Source organism: Streptomyces sp. ISL-87 (genome assembly GCF_018614095.1).
GTDB lineage: Bacteria > Actinomycetota > Actinomycetes > Streptomycetales > Streptomycetaceae > Streptomyces.
Window position 1 is genome coordinate 39,450 of record NZ_JAGGOY010000045.1, and the last position, 14,560, is coordinate 54,009.

General features: G+C 72.0%; 14 protein-coding genes. 4 read left to right on the plus strand and 10 right to left on the minus strand.

The genetic code is table 11. The features are described 5' to 3' along the window. Positions 1–24: 24 nt before the first annotated feature. Positions 25–873 (plus strand): EI24 domain-containing protein, encoded by an 849-nt coding sequence (locus tag J7I97_RS17695; RefSeq protein WP_214935997.1) that lies wholly within the window; start codon positions 25–27, stop codon positions 871–873. 46 nt (positions 874–919) lie between these two features. Here the strand turns inward: J7I97_RS17695 and J7I97_RS17700 are convergent, their stop codons facing one another. Beyond that, positions 920–1,633 (minus strand): carbon-nitrogen hydrolase family protein, encoded by a 714-nt coding sequence (locus J7I97_RS17700; protein ID WP_214935999.1) that lies wholly within the window; start codon positions 1,631–1,633, stop codon positions 920–922. A gap of 138 nt (positions 1,634–1,771) precedes the next feature. After that, positions 1,772–2,650 carry an NAD(P)-dependent oxidoreductase gene (locus tag J7I97_RS17705; protein ID WP_214936001.1) on the minus strand — a complete coding sequence of 293 codons (879 nt, stop codon included), beginning with the start codon at positions 2,648–2,650 and terminating at the stop codon, positions 1,772–1,774. Positions 2,651–2,767: 117 nt separating this feature from the next. Between J7I97_RS17705 and J7I97_RS17710 the strand changes: the two genes are divergently transcribed. Then, positions 2,768–3,376, plus strand: coding sequence for a TetR/AcrR family transcriptional regulator (locus tag J7I97_RS17710; protein WP_214936003.1), 609 nt, complete (start codon positions 2,768–2,770; stop codon positions 3,374–3,376). On the opposite strand, the gene J7I97_RS17715 is transcribed toward J7I97_RS17710, so the two are convergent. Next, entirely contained in the window at positions 3,373–4,509 is a 1,137-nt protein-coding gene (locus tag J7I97_RS17715; RefSeq protein WP_214936005.1) for a low temperature requirement protein A, read from the minus strand. The two genes, J7I97_RS17710 and J7I97_RS17715, sit on opposite strands and share 4 nt — an antisense overlap. 53 nt (positions 4,510–4,562) lie before the next feature. Further along, the gene (locus tag J7I97_RS17720; protein ID WP_214936007.1) at positions 4,563–5,138 is read right to left on the minus strand and encodes a TetR/AcrR family transcriptional regulator; all 576 of its coding nucleotides are present in this window, start codon (positions 5,136–5,138) and stop codon (positions 4,563–4,565) included. A gap of 152 nt (positions 5,139–5,290) precedes the next feature. Between J7I97_RS17720 and J7I97_RS17725 the strand changes: the two genes are divergently transcribed. Continuing rightward, complete coding sequence (locus tag J7I97_RS17725) at positions 5,291–7,726, plus strand: beta-glucosidase (protein WP_214936009.1); 2,436 nt, start codon at positions 5,291–5,293, stop codon at positions 7,724–7,726. A 91-nt stretch (positions 7,727–7,817) separates the two neighbouring features. Here the strand turns inward: J7I97_RS17725 and J7I97_RS17730 are convergent, their stop codons facing one another. Further along, a complete protein-coding gene (locus J7I97_RS17730; RefSeq protein ID WP_214936011.1) occupies positions 7,818–8,714 on the minus strand; it encodes an SGNH/GDSL hydrolase family protein in 897 nt (298 codons plus the stop codon). Between the two features lie 251 nt (positions 8,715–8,965). Here J7I97_RS17730 and J7I97_RS17735 point away from each other — a divergent pair, with 251 nt between their 5' ends. Then, entirely contained in the window at positions 8,966–9,460 is a 495-nt protein-coding gene (locus J7I97_RS17735) for a DUF3145 domain-containing protein (protein ID WP_214936013.1), read from the plus strand. A gap of 160 nt (positions 9,461–9,620) precedes the next feature. On the opposite strand, the gene fabF is transcribed toward J7I97_RS17735, so the two are convergent. The 5 genes from fabF to J7I97_RS17760 form a co-directional block, all read right to left on the minus strand. Then, positions 9,621–10,886 carry a beta-ketoacyl-ACP synthase II gene (gene fabF, locus J7I97_RS17740; RefSeq protein ID WP_214936015.1) on the minus strand — a complete coding sequence of 422 codons (1,266 nt, stop codon included), beginning with the start codon at positions 10,884–10,886 and terminating at the stop codon, positions 9,621–9,623. A 79-nt stretch (positions 10,887–10,965) separates the two neighbouring features. Next, positions 10,966–11,214: an acyl carrier protein gene (locus J7I97_RS17745; protein ID WP_214936017.1), complete on the minus strand. Its 249-nt coding sequence runs from the start codon at positions 11,212–11,214 to the stop codon at positions 10,966–10,968. Positions 11,215–11,272: 58 nt separating this feature from the next. Then, positions 11,273–12,277: a ketoacyl-ACP synthase III gene (locus J7I97_RS17750; RefSeq protein ID WP_214936019.1), complete on the minus strand. Its 1,005-nt coding sequence runs from the start codon at positions 12,275–12,277 to the stop codon at positions 11,273–11,275. A gap of 19 nt (positions 12,278–12,296) precedes the next feature. Continuing rightward, positions 12,297–13,214 (minus strand): ACP S-malonyltransferase, encoded by a 918-nt coding sequence (locus J7I97_RS17755; protein ID WP_214936020.1) that lies wholly within the window; start codon positions 13,212–13,214, stop codon positions 12,297–12,299. Between the two features lie 89 nt (positions 13,215–13,303). Then, a complete protein-coding gene (locus tag J7I97_RS17760) occupies positions 13,304–14,515 on the minus strand; it encodes a CdaR family transcriptional regulator (RefSeq protein WP_214936022.1) in 1,212 nt (403 codons plus the stop codon). Positions 14,516–14,560: the final 45 nt, after the last annotated feature.

The window sequence follows — 14,560 nt, forward strand, 5'->3', positions numbered from 1 at the left end:
CGTTCCCAGCTCTAAGCTGGACCCATGCGTGATCTTGCGGGGGGTTTCGGCTATCTGATGGCCGGACAGCGATGGGTGTTCCGGAACGGCCGGTGGCTGGGCTTCGGCCTGCTGCCCGGGCTGGTGGCGCTGGTGCTGTACGCCGGCGCCCTCATCGGGCTCGGCCAAGGAGCCGACGATCTCACCGCCTGGGCCACGCCCTTCGCCGACGACTGGTCCTCGCCCTGGCTCGGCCTGTTCCGGGGCTTCCTGACCGCCCTGGTGTTCTGCCTCGGGCTCTTCCTCGCGGTGATCACCTTCACCGCCGTGACCCTGCTGATCGGCCAGCCGTTCTACGAGTCCCTCTCGGAGCAGGTCGACCGCAGCGAGGGCGGCGAGGTCCCCAAGTCGGGGCTGACGCTGGCGCAGGAGCTGTGGATCTCGGCCCGGGACAGCGTGAAGGTGCTCGGCCGCGTGATGCTCTACGGGATCCTGCTCTTCGCGCTCGGTTTCATCCCGGTGATCGGGCAGACCGTGATCCCGGCCATCGGGTTCTGCGTCTCCGGGTACTTCCTCACCCAGGAGCTCACCGCGGTCGCCCTCCAGCGCCGCAAGGTGGACCTGTCCGCGCGGCTGGAGCTGCTGCGGTCGCGGCGGCTGCTGGTGCTCGGCTTCGGGGTCCCGCTGGTGCTGGCGTTCCTGGTGCCGCTGGTCGCGGTGTTCCTGATGCCGGGCGCGGTCGCGGGGGCCACGCTGATGGCCCGGGACCTGACCCGGCCCGACAACGCCGCCCCGGACGCCCCGGACGCCCCCGCCGTACCGGCCGCGCCGCAGGGTCCGGCGGCCGAGAACCCGGCCGGCGGGTTCGGACCGCCGCCGCCCGCCTACTCCTGACCACCACCGCCCGAGCAGGGTGACCCGGGCGGTCCGGGCAGCCCCCTCAGGCCCCGATCTCCGCCGTCACGACCGAGGGCGTACGGTCGTCGGCCTCAGCCAGGAGGGCGCCGCCCGGGGCCCAGACGGCGGCGCGTCCGCAGCCGGTCCACGGGCCCGACGGGCCGACGTGGTTGGCGAGCACCACGTACATGCCGTCCCGTTCCGCGATCCCGGGGTAGACGGTGGCCCGCTCGTGGATCCCGTCGCCCGTCCCGTACAGGGAGCTCGCCAGGTGGACTCGGCAGCCGTCCGCCGCGCCCCGGCCGGTCAGCCCGGGGAAGTGGTTGTCGTAGCAGACGCCCAGCGAGAAGCGGATCCCGTCGAGTTCGAAGCGCCCGTCGGCGTCGCCGGCCGCGAAGGGGCCCCGCTCGTGCCCGTAGAGGTGCTGCTTCGCGTACGTCGTCACGTGCGCGCCGTCCGCCCCGTACACCAGGGTGGCGATGCGGGGGAGCGAGCCCTCGGTGCGCAGCGCGACGTTCACCGCCGTGGCGATTCCGGCGGAGCGGACCGGGTCCAGGCGCGGGTCGTCGGCGTCGGCCACCCACAGGCCGGGGTCGCCGGCCAGCGCCTCCAGCTCGTACCCGGTGAGCGTGAACTCGGGGAACACGACGAGCTCGGCGCCCTGCCGGCGCGCTTCGCAGGCGAGCGCGGCCGCCCGGGCGACGTTGACGGCGATGTCGGTCGGTTCACAAGTCATCTGCGCTGCGGCGATCTTCATACGCCACAGGATGCATCACAAGCTCAAGCAGTGACGCGGCCTCGTCACCCACTACGACAAGACCGCCGCCGTCTACCTCGCCGGACTCCACCTCGCCGCCGTCTTCAGCTGGTCAGCCAGGTGATCCGAAGGAAACGCTCAGGCAGGGTCGCCGAGCAGCTGGAGGAGCCGGGTGGTGCCGTCGGCGCCGAAGCCCGCGTCGACCCCGCGCCGGTACAGGTCCGCGTGGGCGGCGAGGATCCCGGTGTCCACACCGGAGTCGGCGGCGGTGTGCAGCACGTGCTCGACGCTGGCGGCGCACATGGCGAGGCGGGCGGCCGCGCCGTCGTGGTCGCCGGCGTCTATGGGCGGGGCGGAGTGGGTGTAGAAGCCGCGCATGCTGTCGGCCGTGTACTGGGCGTACGGGAGGATGTCGGCCGCGGTCAGGCCGTTGGCCCGGGCGACGGCGACGGCCTGGTACCAGCCGGTGTACGCGGTCCAGAACATGATCATGTTGAGCTGGTAGTAGAGCTGTGCGTAACCGGGGTCGGCGCCCCGGTAGTCGGTGGCGGCGAGCACGTCGAGCGCGGCGCGGTGGCGGTCGTACACCTCCTGCGGTCCGCTGACGAAGATGGACGCCCCTTCCTGGCCGATCCCGGTCGGCGGGACGTTGACCCCGCCGGTGAGGTACGAGGCTCCGCGCGCCTCGGCCCATTCCGCGGCGGCCCGCGCCTTGTCCGGGACGTCGGAGGACAGGTTGGCGAGCACCCGGCCGGTGAGGTCGGTGCCCGCGAGGGTGCCGTACATGACGTCCACGTCGATGAGGCTGAGGACGGTGAGGGCGCTCGCGGTGACGGCCTCGTCGACGGACCCGGCCCGCCGGGCGCCACGTGCTACGAGCTCGGCGTCCTTGCCGGGGCTGCGGTTCCAGACGGTGACCCGGTAGCCGGCGTCGAGGTACGCGGCGGCCATGGCCCGGCCCATGGGCCCCAGGCCGACGACGGTGACGGTGTTCTGCTGACCCTGGTTCTGGTTCATGACGGAGTTCTCCCCAAACGATGCGTCTAGAACGAACGCTCTATCCAGCGCTTGGGGCCGACCGTAGCACGGGACTAGAACGAACGCTCTATCTAGAATCCGGGTAGGATCGCGCCCATGGCATCAGCAGCGACGACGAAGACAGCGCCGGGGACGCGGGACCGACTGGTCAGCACGGCCTCCCGCCTCATGCAGCGCGGCGGGTACGAGAACACCCCGGTCAAGCAGCTCGTCCGCGAGGCCGAAGCCACTCTGGGTTCGCTGTACCACTTCTTCCCGGGCGGGAAGCAGGAGCTTGCGGTGGCCGCGGTCCACTACGGCGACGAGGAGTTCGCGGAGCTGCTCCGCGCCGGACTCGCCTCGCACCCCGGCCCGGCACAGGCTGTGGAGGCCGTCGCGGTCCTGCTCGCCGACGCCCTCGCCGACTCCGACTGGCGCGACGGCTGCCCGGTGACGGCCACGGCCCTGGAAACGGTCGGCCGCATCCCGGAGCTCCAGACGGCCTGCGCCCAGGCCTTCGCCCACTGGCAGGAGATGGTGGCGGCGAAGCTCCTGGCTTCGGGGTACCCCGAGGCGGAGGCCCGCGACCTGGCGGCGACCGTCATCAACACCCTGGAGGGCGCCGAGACCAGCGCCCAGGTCACCCAGAGCCGGACCCCGCTCCTGGTGGCGGGCCGCCACCTGGCCCGGCTGGTGGCCTCGTACGCGAGCCCGGACAGGGCCTAATCGGCGACGGGCGAGGCGGCGGCGAGGACGTCCTGGCGTCGCCGCAGGTAGCCCGGCTCGGCCAGGTTGAGGCCGGTCACCACCGCGGTGAGCAGCGCGAGCGCACCGAGCGCGGGGAGCAGCGCCGCCACCGGGAGCAGCGCGAGCACCGCCGCCGCGGCCGCCAGCCGGGTCGTCGACCACTTCCGGAACAGGTGCCAGCGGGTGTACCCGTACGTGCCGAGGTAGAGCGCGCAGCCCCCGTACAGCAGCGCCGCCACACCCAGCGGCAGCTGCCCGCCCGGCCGGTTGACGGCCTCGGCCATGCCGACGGCGACGGCGATGATCGAGGCGATGAGGGAGAGGTGCCCGTACGAGAGCACCTGGCGCACGATGTCCGCCTGGACCGTCGCCGTCCGCAGGCCGTGCCGGATGGCGTCGGCGGCGCGGTGGAAGTACACCCACCACAGGCCGCACGCCAGGGCGAAGGCCGTCGCGACCGCCACCAGCGGGCCCGCGCCGAGGTGTTCGCGGGAGGCGATCGGTGCGCCGACCGCGACGATGGACTCCCCGAGGGCGATCATCACGAACAGCCCGAACCGCTCCGCGAGGTGGTCGGAGTCGAAGGGGATGCGGACCATCCAGCGCCGGGTCAGCCGCGGCGAGGCGAGGTCGGCCGCCGCGGCCACCGCCCACAGCCCGGTCCGGGCCCATCCGTCGAGGAACGCGCCCGCCACCAGCAGCGGCCCGCTGACGACGACCGACATCGCCACGGGGCTCGGACGCAGCCGCAGTCCGGGGTGGACGAGCAGGGCCAGCACCAGCCGCGCGCCCAGGTAGCCGCAGGCGAAGAGCAGTCCCCGGTCTCCGAACGCGTCGGGGGCGGCCAGGGCCATCAGCAGGCCGCCCAGGCCGATGGCGAAGATGCCGAGCCGGGTCAGCGGCCGGTCCGCGTCATGGGTGTTGGCGTGGACCGTGGTGCCGACCCACACCCAGTAGATCGGCACGAAGGCGATCAGCGCCCGGCCCACGCCGCCCCACGAATGGTCGTGGTGCAACAGCGCGGACACCTCGGTGATCGCGAACACCAGGACCAGATCGAAGAACAGCTCCGACCAGGCGACCTTCTTCTCGGCGAATTCCAGCGACTCCATGCCCAACCCCCTTGTGCTGTACGGGGAACAGGATGCCCCGCCCGGCGGCGGGATCAGGCGCCGGGCCCCCGAAGGAGGGTCAGGAAGGACCGGAAGGCCGCCGGCATGTCCACCGATTCCGGGGCGAGCAGCCACTGGTACTGAAGGCCGTCCATCACCGCCGTCAGCAGCGGAGCCGCCTGTTCCGGGGTGAGGCCCGAGGGGAGCCGGTCGCCGAACTCGGCGCGCAGTACCGCGGCCATCTCCGCGCGGACCTGGGCGTAGCGCTCGGTGAAGAACTCCCGCGCCGGGTGCCCGTCGGTGACGCTCTCGCCCAGCAGCGCCGAGAAGGTCTGCACGATCCCCGGACGCATGGCGTTGTACTCCACCAGTGAGGCCAGCAGGTCGAGGCGCCAGGCGTCCGCCGAGGCGCGCGAACCGCCCCCCGTGTCCCAGCGGTCGCGCTCCTCCAGCACCGCGACCAGCAGCGCCTCCTTGGTCGGGAAGTAGTGCAGCAGGCCCTGCTGGGTCAGGCCCACGCGTTCGGCGACCGCGCCCAGGGACGCGCCCCGGTAGCCGCGTTCCGCGATCACCTCGACGGCGGCGCGGACGATGTCGCCACGCCGCTCCTCGCTCCTCGCCCTGGCCATCGCCCCGCACCCCTTCCGATCGGACCTTGCCTTCAGGACCGTACGGCATCGAGTTATCACGGATACATAACGAACCCTACCGCTTACCAGGCAATCGGTCCACGATGGGGAAACCGCACGCACCGCACGCACTCAAATGAGGAGGCACGGCCGTGACCGATGCCGATCAGGTCCGCAACGACGCCGTGGAAGCGGCACTGGGCAAGCTGGATCTCGACGCCAAGACCCGCCTCCTGGCCGGCCAGGACATGTGGTCCCTGCCCGCCGTCCCCGAGATCGGGCTGACGTCCCTGGTCATGTCCGACGGCCCCATCGGCGTCCGCGGCGTGCGCTGGACCGCCGACGACCCCTCCATCGCGCTGCCCTCCCCGACCGCGCTCGCCGCCGCCTGGGACGCCGCCCTCGCCCGCCGCGCGGGCCGCCTCCTCGCCCAGGAGGCCCGCCGCAAGGGCGTGCACGTCCTCCTCGCCCCCACCGTCAACCTGCACCGCTCCCCGCTCGGCGGCCGCCACTTCGAGTGCTACTCCGAGGACCCGTACCTCACCGGCGCCATCGGCAGCGGCTACGTGAACGGCGTCCAGGACGGCGGGGTGGCGACCACCGTCAAGCACTTCGTCGGCAACGACGCCGAGACGGAGCGGTTCACGGTCGACAGCGTCATCGCCCCGCGCCCGCTGCGCGAGCTGTACCTGGCGCCCTTCGAGGCCATCGTGGCGAACGCCCACCCCTGGGGCATCATGACCGCCTACAACCAGGTCAACGGCACGACGATGACCGAGCACCAGTACCTGGTCAACGAAGTCCTGCGCGGCGAATGGGGCTTCGACGGGTACAACGTCTCCGACTGGATGGCCGCCCGCTCCACCACCGGCGCCATCCTCGGCGGCCTGGACGTGGCCATGCCCGGCCCGCAGACCGTCTACGGCCCCGCCCTCGCCGAGGCCGTCCGGGCCGGCGAGGTCCCCGAGTCCGCCGTGGACGAGGCCGTGCGCAACGTGCTGCGCCTGGCCGCCCGCGTGGGCGTCCTGGAGGGCGCCCCCGCCGTCGTCACCGAGGCCCCCGCGCCCATCGACGGCCAGGCCCTGGCCCGCGAGATCGCCGCCCGCGGCTTCGTCCTGGTCCAGAACCGCGGGGCGCTGCCGCTGGACACCGCCGCGAGCCGCACCGTCGCCCTCATCGGCGCCGCGGCCCGCGACGCCCGCGTCCTCGGCGGCGGCTCCGCCACCGTCTTCCCCGAGCGGGTCGTCTCCCCGCTCGACGGCCTCACCGCCGCGCTCCCCGAAGGTGCGCTGGCCTACGCCGTCGGCGCCGACCCCAGCGAGGAACTCGCCCCCGCCGACAAGGGCTTCGAGCTCCGCGCGATCTGCCGGGACGCCTCCGGCGCCGTCATCGGCGAGGGCAGCCTGCCGACCGGCCAGGTCCAGTGGATCGGCGGGGACCTGCCGGCGGGCGCCACCTACGAGACCATGGCGAGCATCGAGGTCACCGGTACGTATCTGCCGCGCGAGAGCGGCGAGCACGCCTTCGGCACCCGCGGACTCGGCGCCTTCACCCTCACCGTCGGCGGGGAGGGCCTCTGGGACGGCGTCCAGGAGATGGGCAACGAGGCCGACCCCTTCGAGGCGTTCTTCGGCGCCCCCAGCGAGCGCGCCCGGGTCACCCTCACCGAGGGCGAGCCGGTGGAGGTCTCGCTCACCTTCCAGGTCCCCGACATGACCGCCCTGCCGCTCAAGGCGATCATGTTCTCCCTCCTCCACCTCGGGCCGCGGCGCGACGGCGACGAGCTGATCGCCGAGGCCGTGGAAGCCGCCCGCGCCGCCGACACCGCCGTGGTGGTCGTCGCCACCACCGAGCGCGTCGAGTCCGAGGGCTTCGACCGCAAGGACCTCACCCTGCCGGGCTGGCAGAACGACCTGGTCCGCGCCGTCGCCGCCGTCAACCCGAACACGGTGGTCGTCGTCAACGCGGGCTCCCCAGTGGAACTCCCGTGGCGCGAGGACGTCGCCGCCGTGCTGCTGACCTGGTTCCCCGGGCAGGAGGGCGGGGCCGCGCTGGCCGACGTACTCCTCGGGGACGCGGAGCCCGGCGGACGGCTGCCCACGACCTGGCCCGCGGAGTTCGCCGACGCACCCGTCACCGAGGTCGTCCCCGCCGAGGGGCGACTGGAGTACGGAGAGGGCCTCTTCATCGGCTACCGGGCCTACGAGAAGCACGGCGTCGCCCCCGCCTTCCCGTTCGGGCACGGCCTTGGCTACACCAGCTGGGCGTACGAGTCCCTGGAGGTCACCGGCGGCACGGCCAGGATCCGCGTCACCAACACCGGCACCCGGCGCGGCCGCGAGGTCATCCAGATCTACGTCGCCCCCGTCGACGACGGTGTCGAGCGCCCGGCGAGCTGGCTGGCCGCCTTCGCGGGCGTCGTGGCGGGCCCGGGGGAGACCGTCGAGGCGGAGATCGCCCTGCCCGACCGGGCCTTCGAGATCTGGGACGAGGCGGCCCGCGGCTGGCGGCGGATCGGCGGCGCCTACGAGGTCCGCGCGAGCCACTCGCACGCCGACACACGACTCACGGCGACCCTCGAAATCTAGGGCGCGCCGGATGGCCGGAAATCAACCCTGCGCCATCACCCGAGAACCGGACCGGGGGCGGGCCCTGACACCCGCCCCCGGCCCGTCCCGTTCAGCGCGGCGGCTCGGCCGAGGTCACCTGGCGGTGCGCCAGCTCCGCCAGCCTCGCCTGCCCGCCCCGGCCGGGGTGGAACCAGTCCCAGCGGCTCAACTGCTCCGACCCGAACGGGTACTGGAACACCGCGCCGCCGTCGTAGCGGCACAGGGCGTCCTTCGCGCAGACCTCGCGCAGCACCTCGTTGTACTCGACCACCCGCGCCCGCACCCGCTCGCGCCGGGTCGTCGCCCGCGTCGCCGCCGACAGCGGATCGGCCAGCATCGACTGACAGATGCCCAGCTTCCAGATCTGCCGCACCAGCGGGCTGTCCTTGCCCTGCTCCCACAACCGCTGGAGGTCGGGCACGGAGGAGACGTACACCTCGGTCGTGGGCGATGCGGCCCGCAGATCGGCGAGCGCCTTCTCGAAACCGGACCGGAACTCCGCGACCGACGTCATCGACGAAGCCGTCGGCCGGCAGGCGTCGTTCGAGCCCACCATCACCGTGACCAGGTCGGGCTTGTGTGCGGCCGCCGAGGCGAGCTGCCCCGGCAGGTCCGCCATCCGGGAGCCGGTCACCGCGTAGTTCCAGCTGCGCTCGGGCGCCTCGGTCTCCCCGAGCAGCCGGGCGGCGAGCGAGTGCACCTCGGGGTCGCTCCCCGTGGCCCAGGAGACCTCCGGGCAGTCCGCCAGCACCGAACAGGCATCGAAACCACGGGTGATGGAGTCGCCAACGGCGGCGATCGAGGCGGGCGCGGTGTTCCAGCGCGGCGCTGCCTGCGCCCCGCGCTCGCCGTCCGCTCCCGGCTCGCCCGACTGGCACCCCGTAAGGGACCCGGCCAGGAGGGCGACCGCCGCGCCCGCGCCCGCGAGAGCGCGACGCGCGCGGCGCTGCGGAGCGGTGGTGCGCATCGGGTTCGTCCCCTCCCTCGTCGCCCCGCGTCCTTCGGGGGCGTCCTGCTGAGTGAATGCTCTGTGTTTACCGGGCCTGGAGCGACCGTACGTCACACCATGACCCCTGGCGCACGGTAGCTTTTTCCCGTGGCGTTTCGGCCGCAGGTCCCGCGACGCAATGTCAGATCATTTCCGGTAAATTACGTCACGTCACATTCTGTCCGTTTTCTGGAGTTTATTCCCGACCTCGTCCCACACTGGAGGTCCCGGTGACGACACGTGGAGTTCTGTACGTGCATTCCGCACCGCGCGCGCTCTGCCCGCATGTGGAATGGGCTGTTGCGGGCGTGCTCGGGGTGCGGGTGAACCTCGACTGGATCAGGCAGCCCGCCTCCCCCGGCACCTGGAGAGCCGAGTTCTCCTGGCAGGCAGAAGCGGGCACCGCCTCGAAGCTCGCCTCCGCACTGCGCGGCTGGCGCCTGCTGCGGTTCGAGGTGACCGCGGAGCCCTGTCCCACCGCCGAGGGCGAGCGCTACAGCTCCACCCCGGAGCTCGGCATCTTCCACGCCGTCACCGGAATGCACGGCGACATCCTCATCCCCGAGGACCGGCTGCGCGCCGCCCTCGCCCGGTCCGCGCTCGGGGAGACCGACCTGGAGGCGGAGATCGCCAAGCTGCTCGGCAAGCCCTGGGACGACGAGCTGGAGCCCTTCCGCTACGCGGGCGAGGGCGCCCCGGTGCGCTGGCTCCACCAGGTGGTCTGAGGCGCCCCATGTGCGCCTAAACCGGCGCCGCTCTCGCGGACCTGGTTGCTCGCCGTTGGGGTTCCTCAATTGATGGTTGCGGTGTTCGTCGCTTCGAACGTCCAACCGGTACGCGCAAGGCCCACCCGGAACCGCCGGGTGGGCCTTGCGCGTAGTGGGCTTAGACAGTGCGGAACGCCAGGGTGACGTTGTGCCCGCCGAAGCCGAACGAGTTGTTGATCGCGGAGATCGGGCCGTCGGCCGGCAGCTTGCGCGGCTCGCCGACGACGATGTCCGCGTCGATGTCGTCGTCCAGCTCGTCGACGTTGATCGTCGGCGGGGCCAGCCGGTTGTACAGCGCCAGCACGGTCGCCACGGTCTCGATACCGCCGGCACCGCCCAGCAGGTGGCCCGTCATCGACTTGGTCGCGGAGATCGCGATGTGGTCGAGGTCGTCGCCCAGGACCTTGCGCAGGGCCTTCAGCTCGGCCGTGTCACCCTGCGGGGTCGACGTGGCGTGCGCGTTCAGGTGGACCAGCTCGGCCGGGTCCAGACCCGTGTTGTCCAGCAGGTTCTGCACCGCGGCCGCGACACCGCGGCCGGTCGGCTCCGGCTGCGCGATGTGGTGGCTGTCCGCGGACAGACCCTGGCCCAGCACCTCGCAGTAGACCCGGGCGCCACGCGCCGCGGCGTGCTCGGCGGACTCCAGGATCACGACGCCCGCGCCCTCGCCGAGGACGAAGCCGTCACGGCCCTTGTCGTAGGGGCGCGAGGCCTGCTCGGGGTTCTCGTTGTTCTTGGACATCGCCATCATGTTGGCGAACGCGGCGATCGGCAGCGGGTGGATCGCCGCCTCGGTGCCGCCCGCGACGACCACATCGGCACGGCCGGTGCGGATCATCTCGACGGCGTAGCCGATGGCCTCGGCGCCGGACGCGCAGGCGCTGACCGGAGTGTGCACGCCCGCGCGGGCATTGACCTCCAGGCCGACGTTGGCCGACGGGCCGTTCGGCATGAGCATGGGGACGGTGTGCGGGGAGACCCGGCGCACACCCTTTTCCTTCAGTACGTCGTACTGGTCGAGCAGTGTGGTGACGCCGCCGATACCGGAGGCGATCACGGTGCCCAGGCGCTCGGGAGCGATGGACTCGTCCTCGCCCGCCGGGGCGGTGTAGCCGGCGTCGGCCCATGCCTCACGGGCCGCGATGACGGCGAACTGCGCCGAGCGGTCCAGCTTCCGGGCCAGCGGCCGGGGCAGTACCTCGCTCGGGTCCACAGCGGCCGAAGCGGCGATCCGAACCGGGAGTTCGGCGAAGCGCTCACCCTCCAGGGGCTTTACGCCGGAACGGCCGGCAAGCAGACCTTCCCAGGTCGAAGCGCTGTCGCCACCCAGCGGAGTGGTTGCGCCGATACCGGTGACGACCACGGTGCGATTGGTCGGGCTCACAGGAATTCTTTCTCCACGTCTAAGGGGGTGCTGAATTGTCACGGCGCCACCGCCGGGTGGCGACAAACGCTCGTCAGACTCAGGCCTGGTTCTTCAGGATGTAGTCAGCGGCGTCGCCGACCGTCTTGAGGTTCTTGACGTCCTCGTCCGGGATCTTGACGTCGAAGCGCTCTTCGGCGGCGACGACGACCTCGACCATGGACAGGGAGTCGACGTCCAGGTCGTCGGTGAAGGACTTCTCGATCTGGACGTCCTCGGTCGGGATGCCGGCGATCTCGTTGACGATCTCGGCGAGACCCTCGACGATCTCTTCCTGGGTGGCGGCCATGTGGCGCTCCTTCTATAGCTAACTGAGGTGGAACAGGGCGGGATGTGGATCCCGGGCCCTAGGGGAGGGTAACGACCGTCGCGGCGTAGACGAGTCCCGCCCCGAAGCCGATGACGAGCGCGGTGTCGCCGCTCTTCGCCGCACCGGTCGCCAGGAGCCGCTCCATTGCGAGCGGGATCGAGGCGGCCGAGGTGTTGCCGGTCGTCTCCACGTCACGGGCGACCGTGACGTGCTCCGGCAGTTTCAGAGTCTTCACCATCGAGTCGATGATCCGCATGTTTGCCTGGTGCGGAATGAAGACGTCCAGGTCATCGGCGGTGATCCCGGCGGCGTCGAGCGCCTGCTGGGCCACCTTGGCCATCTCGAAGACGGCCCAGCGGAAGACCGCCTGACCCTCCTGCGTGATGGCCGGGAACTTCTCGCCGCCGTCGCTCTGGCGGTACTCGTCCCACGGCACGGTCTGCTTGATCGTCTCGGACTTGTCGCCCTCCGAGCCCCACACCGTGGGGCCGATGGCCGGCTCGTCCGAGGGGCCGACGACCACGGCGCCGGCGCCGTCGCCGAACAGGAAGGCCGTCGCGCGGTCCTCCAGGTCGGTCAGGTCCGAGAGCCGCTCCACGCCGATGACGAGGACGTACTCGGCGGAACCTTCCACCACCAGGCCCTTGGCCAGGGTCAGGCCGTAGCCGAAGCCGGCGCAGCCCGCAGAGATGTCGAACGCGGCCGGCTTGCCCGCACCGATCCGGTGCGCGATCTCGGTCGCGACGGCCGGGGTCTGCTTGAAGTGCGAGACCGTCGAGACGATCACGGCGCCGATCTGCTCCGGGGCGACCCCGGCATCGGCCAGCGCCTTGCCCGAGGCCTCCACCGACATCGCGGCCACGGTCTCCTGGGGCGAGGCCCAGTGCCGGGTCGCGATACCGGAGCGCGAGCGGATCCACTCGTCGGACGAGTCGATCGTCTCGAGGATGACCTCGTTGGGCACCACCCGGGACGGGCGGTAGCCGCCGACACCGAGGATGCGGGCGTACGGGGAGCCCTTGGCAGGCTTGATCTTCGTCATGCTGTGTGGGCTCCTTCTCTCAGGCCGCGTGCTCGGCGATGAGCGCAGCGGCCTTTTCGAGATCGTCCGGGGTCTTCAGGGCCACGCTCGGCACGCCCTTCAGCGCCCGCTTGGCCAGACCCGTCAGGGTGCCGCCGGGGCTGAGTTCGATGATCCCGGTGACGCCCAGCTCGGCGAACGTCTCCATGCACAGGTCCCAGCGGACCGGGTTGGCGACCTGGCCGACCAGCCGGGCCACGACATCGGAGCCCGAGGTGACGACCTGGCCGTCCTTGTTCGAAACGTACTTCAGCGCCGGGTCGGCCACCGTGAGGGCCTGCGCGGCCTTCTCCAGCGTGGAGACCGCGGGGGCCATGTGCTCCGTGTGGAAGGCGCCCGCGACCTTGAGGGCGACGACCTTCATGGAGCCTTCGGGCTTCTCGGCGACCAGAGCGGCGATCTGCTCCACGGTGCCGGCGGCCACGATCTGGCCCGCGCCGTTGATGTTGGCCGGGGTCAGGCCCAGCTTGTCCAGGTGGGCGAGGACCACCTCGGGCTCGCCGCCCAGGACCGCGGCCATGCCGGTCTCGGTGACGGCGGCGGCCTCGGCCATGCCGAGCCCGCGGGTCCGTACGAACGACAGCGCGTCCGCGTCGGACAGCACACCGGCGTACGCGGCGGCGGTGATCTCACCCACGCTGTGGCCCGCGACGGCGCCGAAGGCCGTCGGAGCGTCCAGCGCGGAAGCGGACAGGAGTCCGGCGGCCACCAGCAGCGGCTGGGCCACGGCCGTGTCGCGGATCTCGTCCGCGTCGGCCTTCGTGCCGTAGTGGGCAAGGTCGAGCCCGATGGCGTCCGACCACGCACCGACGCGGTCGGCCGCGCCGGGGAGTTCGAGCCAGGGAGTCAGGAAGCCGGGCGTCTGTGCGCCTTGGCCGGGAGCGACGAGTACGAGCACCCTCACACTCTCTCTTGTGGATGGTCCCTGCCGCCCGTGGGGACAGGGACCAAGAACGGTCGGGGTAATTGTTGATGTCCGACAAAAGTCTAGGACTGAAGATCGCCGTCGGCCAGACGTCCGAGGATCAGGGCGATCCGCAGCGTGAACGCCGAACGGACATCAGAGGGCGACCAGCCGGTGACGTCCGTCACACGTCGCAGCCGGTAGCGCACCGTGTTCGGGTGGACGAACAGCATCCGGGCCGCCCCCTCCAGGCTGCTCGCCTGCTCCAGATAGACGGCCAGCGTCTCCAGGAGCGCCGAGCCCGCTTCCTCCAGCGGTCTGTAGATCTCCTCCACCAACTGCTCGCGCGCCGAAGGGTCGGAGGCGATCGCGCGCTCCGGAAGGAGATCGTCCGCCAGCACCGGCCGCGGGGCGTCCTGCCAGGCCGTGCACGCCTTCAGGCCGGCCGCCGCGGCCTGCGCCGACTTTGTCGCGTTCAGCAGGTCCGGGACCACGGGGCCGGCCACGACCGGACCGGCCGCGAAGGGCCCGATCAGGGACTTCGCCACCCGCATGGGGTTGTCGCTGCCGCCCGCGATCACGACCAGGCGGTCGCCGAGCACGCCCGTCAGGACCTGAAGCTTGTGGTGCCGGGCCGCGCGCCGGATCGCCTCGACCGTCAGCTCGCTGTCCCCGTCCGGAGCGGTGCCCAGCACCACGCACACGTGTTCCGGGGAGTTCCAGCCGAGCGCCGCGGCCCGCGACAGCGCGCCCTCGTCGGCCTCGCCGGACAGCACCGCGTTGACGACCAGGGACTCCAGCCGGGCGTCCCACGCCCCGCGCGCCTCCGCCGCCTGGGCGTACACCTGGGCGGTCGCGAAGGCGATCTCCCGGGCGTACACCAGCAGCGCCTCGCGCAGGATCGACTCGTCGCCCGGGGCCGCCACCTCGTCGATCGCGGCCTCCATGACCTCGATCGTGGTGCGGACCATCTCGACGGTCTGGCGCAGGGTGATCGCCCGGGTCAGCTCGCGCGGAGCCGTCCCGAAGACGTCGGTCGAGATCGCCTGCGGGGTCTCCGGGTGCCGGAACCACTCCGTGAACGCGGCGATACCGGCCTGGGCGACCAGGCCGATCCAGGACCGGTTCTCCGGGGGCATCGCCCGGTACCACGGCAGGGTCTCGTCCATCCGCGCGATCGCGTTGGCGGCGAGCCGGCCGGAGGACTTCTCCAGTCGGCGCAACGTCGCGGAGTGCGGATGGGCGGGATGCGCGGGACGGGTCGCGGGGGACTGCTCGTGTTCGGGTTCGGGCACGGGACAAGACTGCCTTATCGGGACGCCGGTGCGGACGCCGGTCTC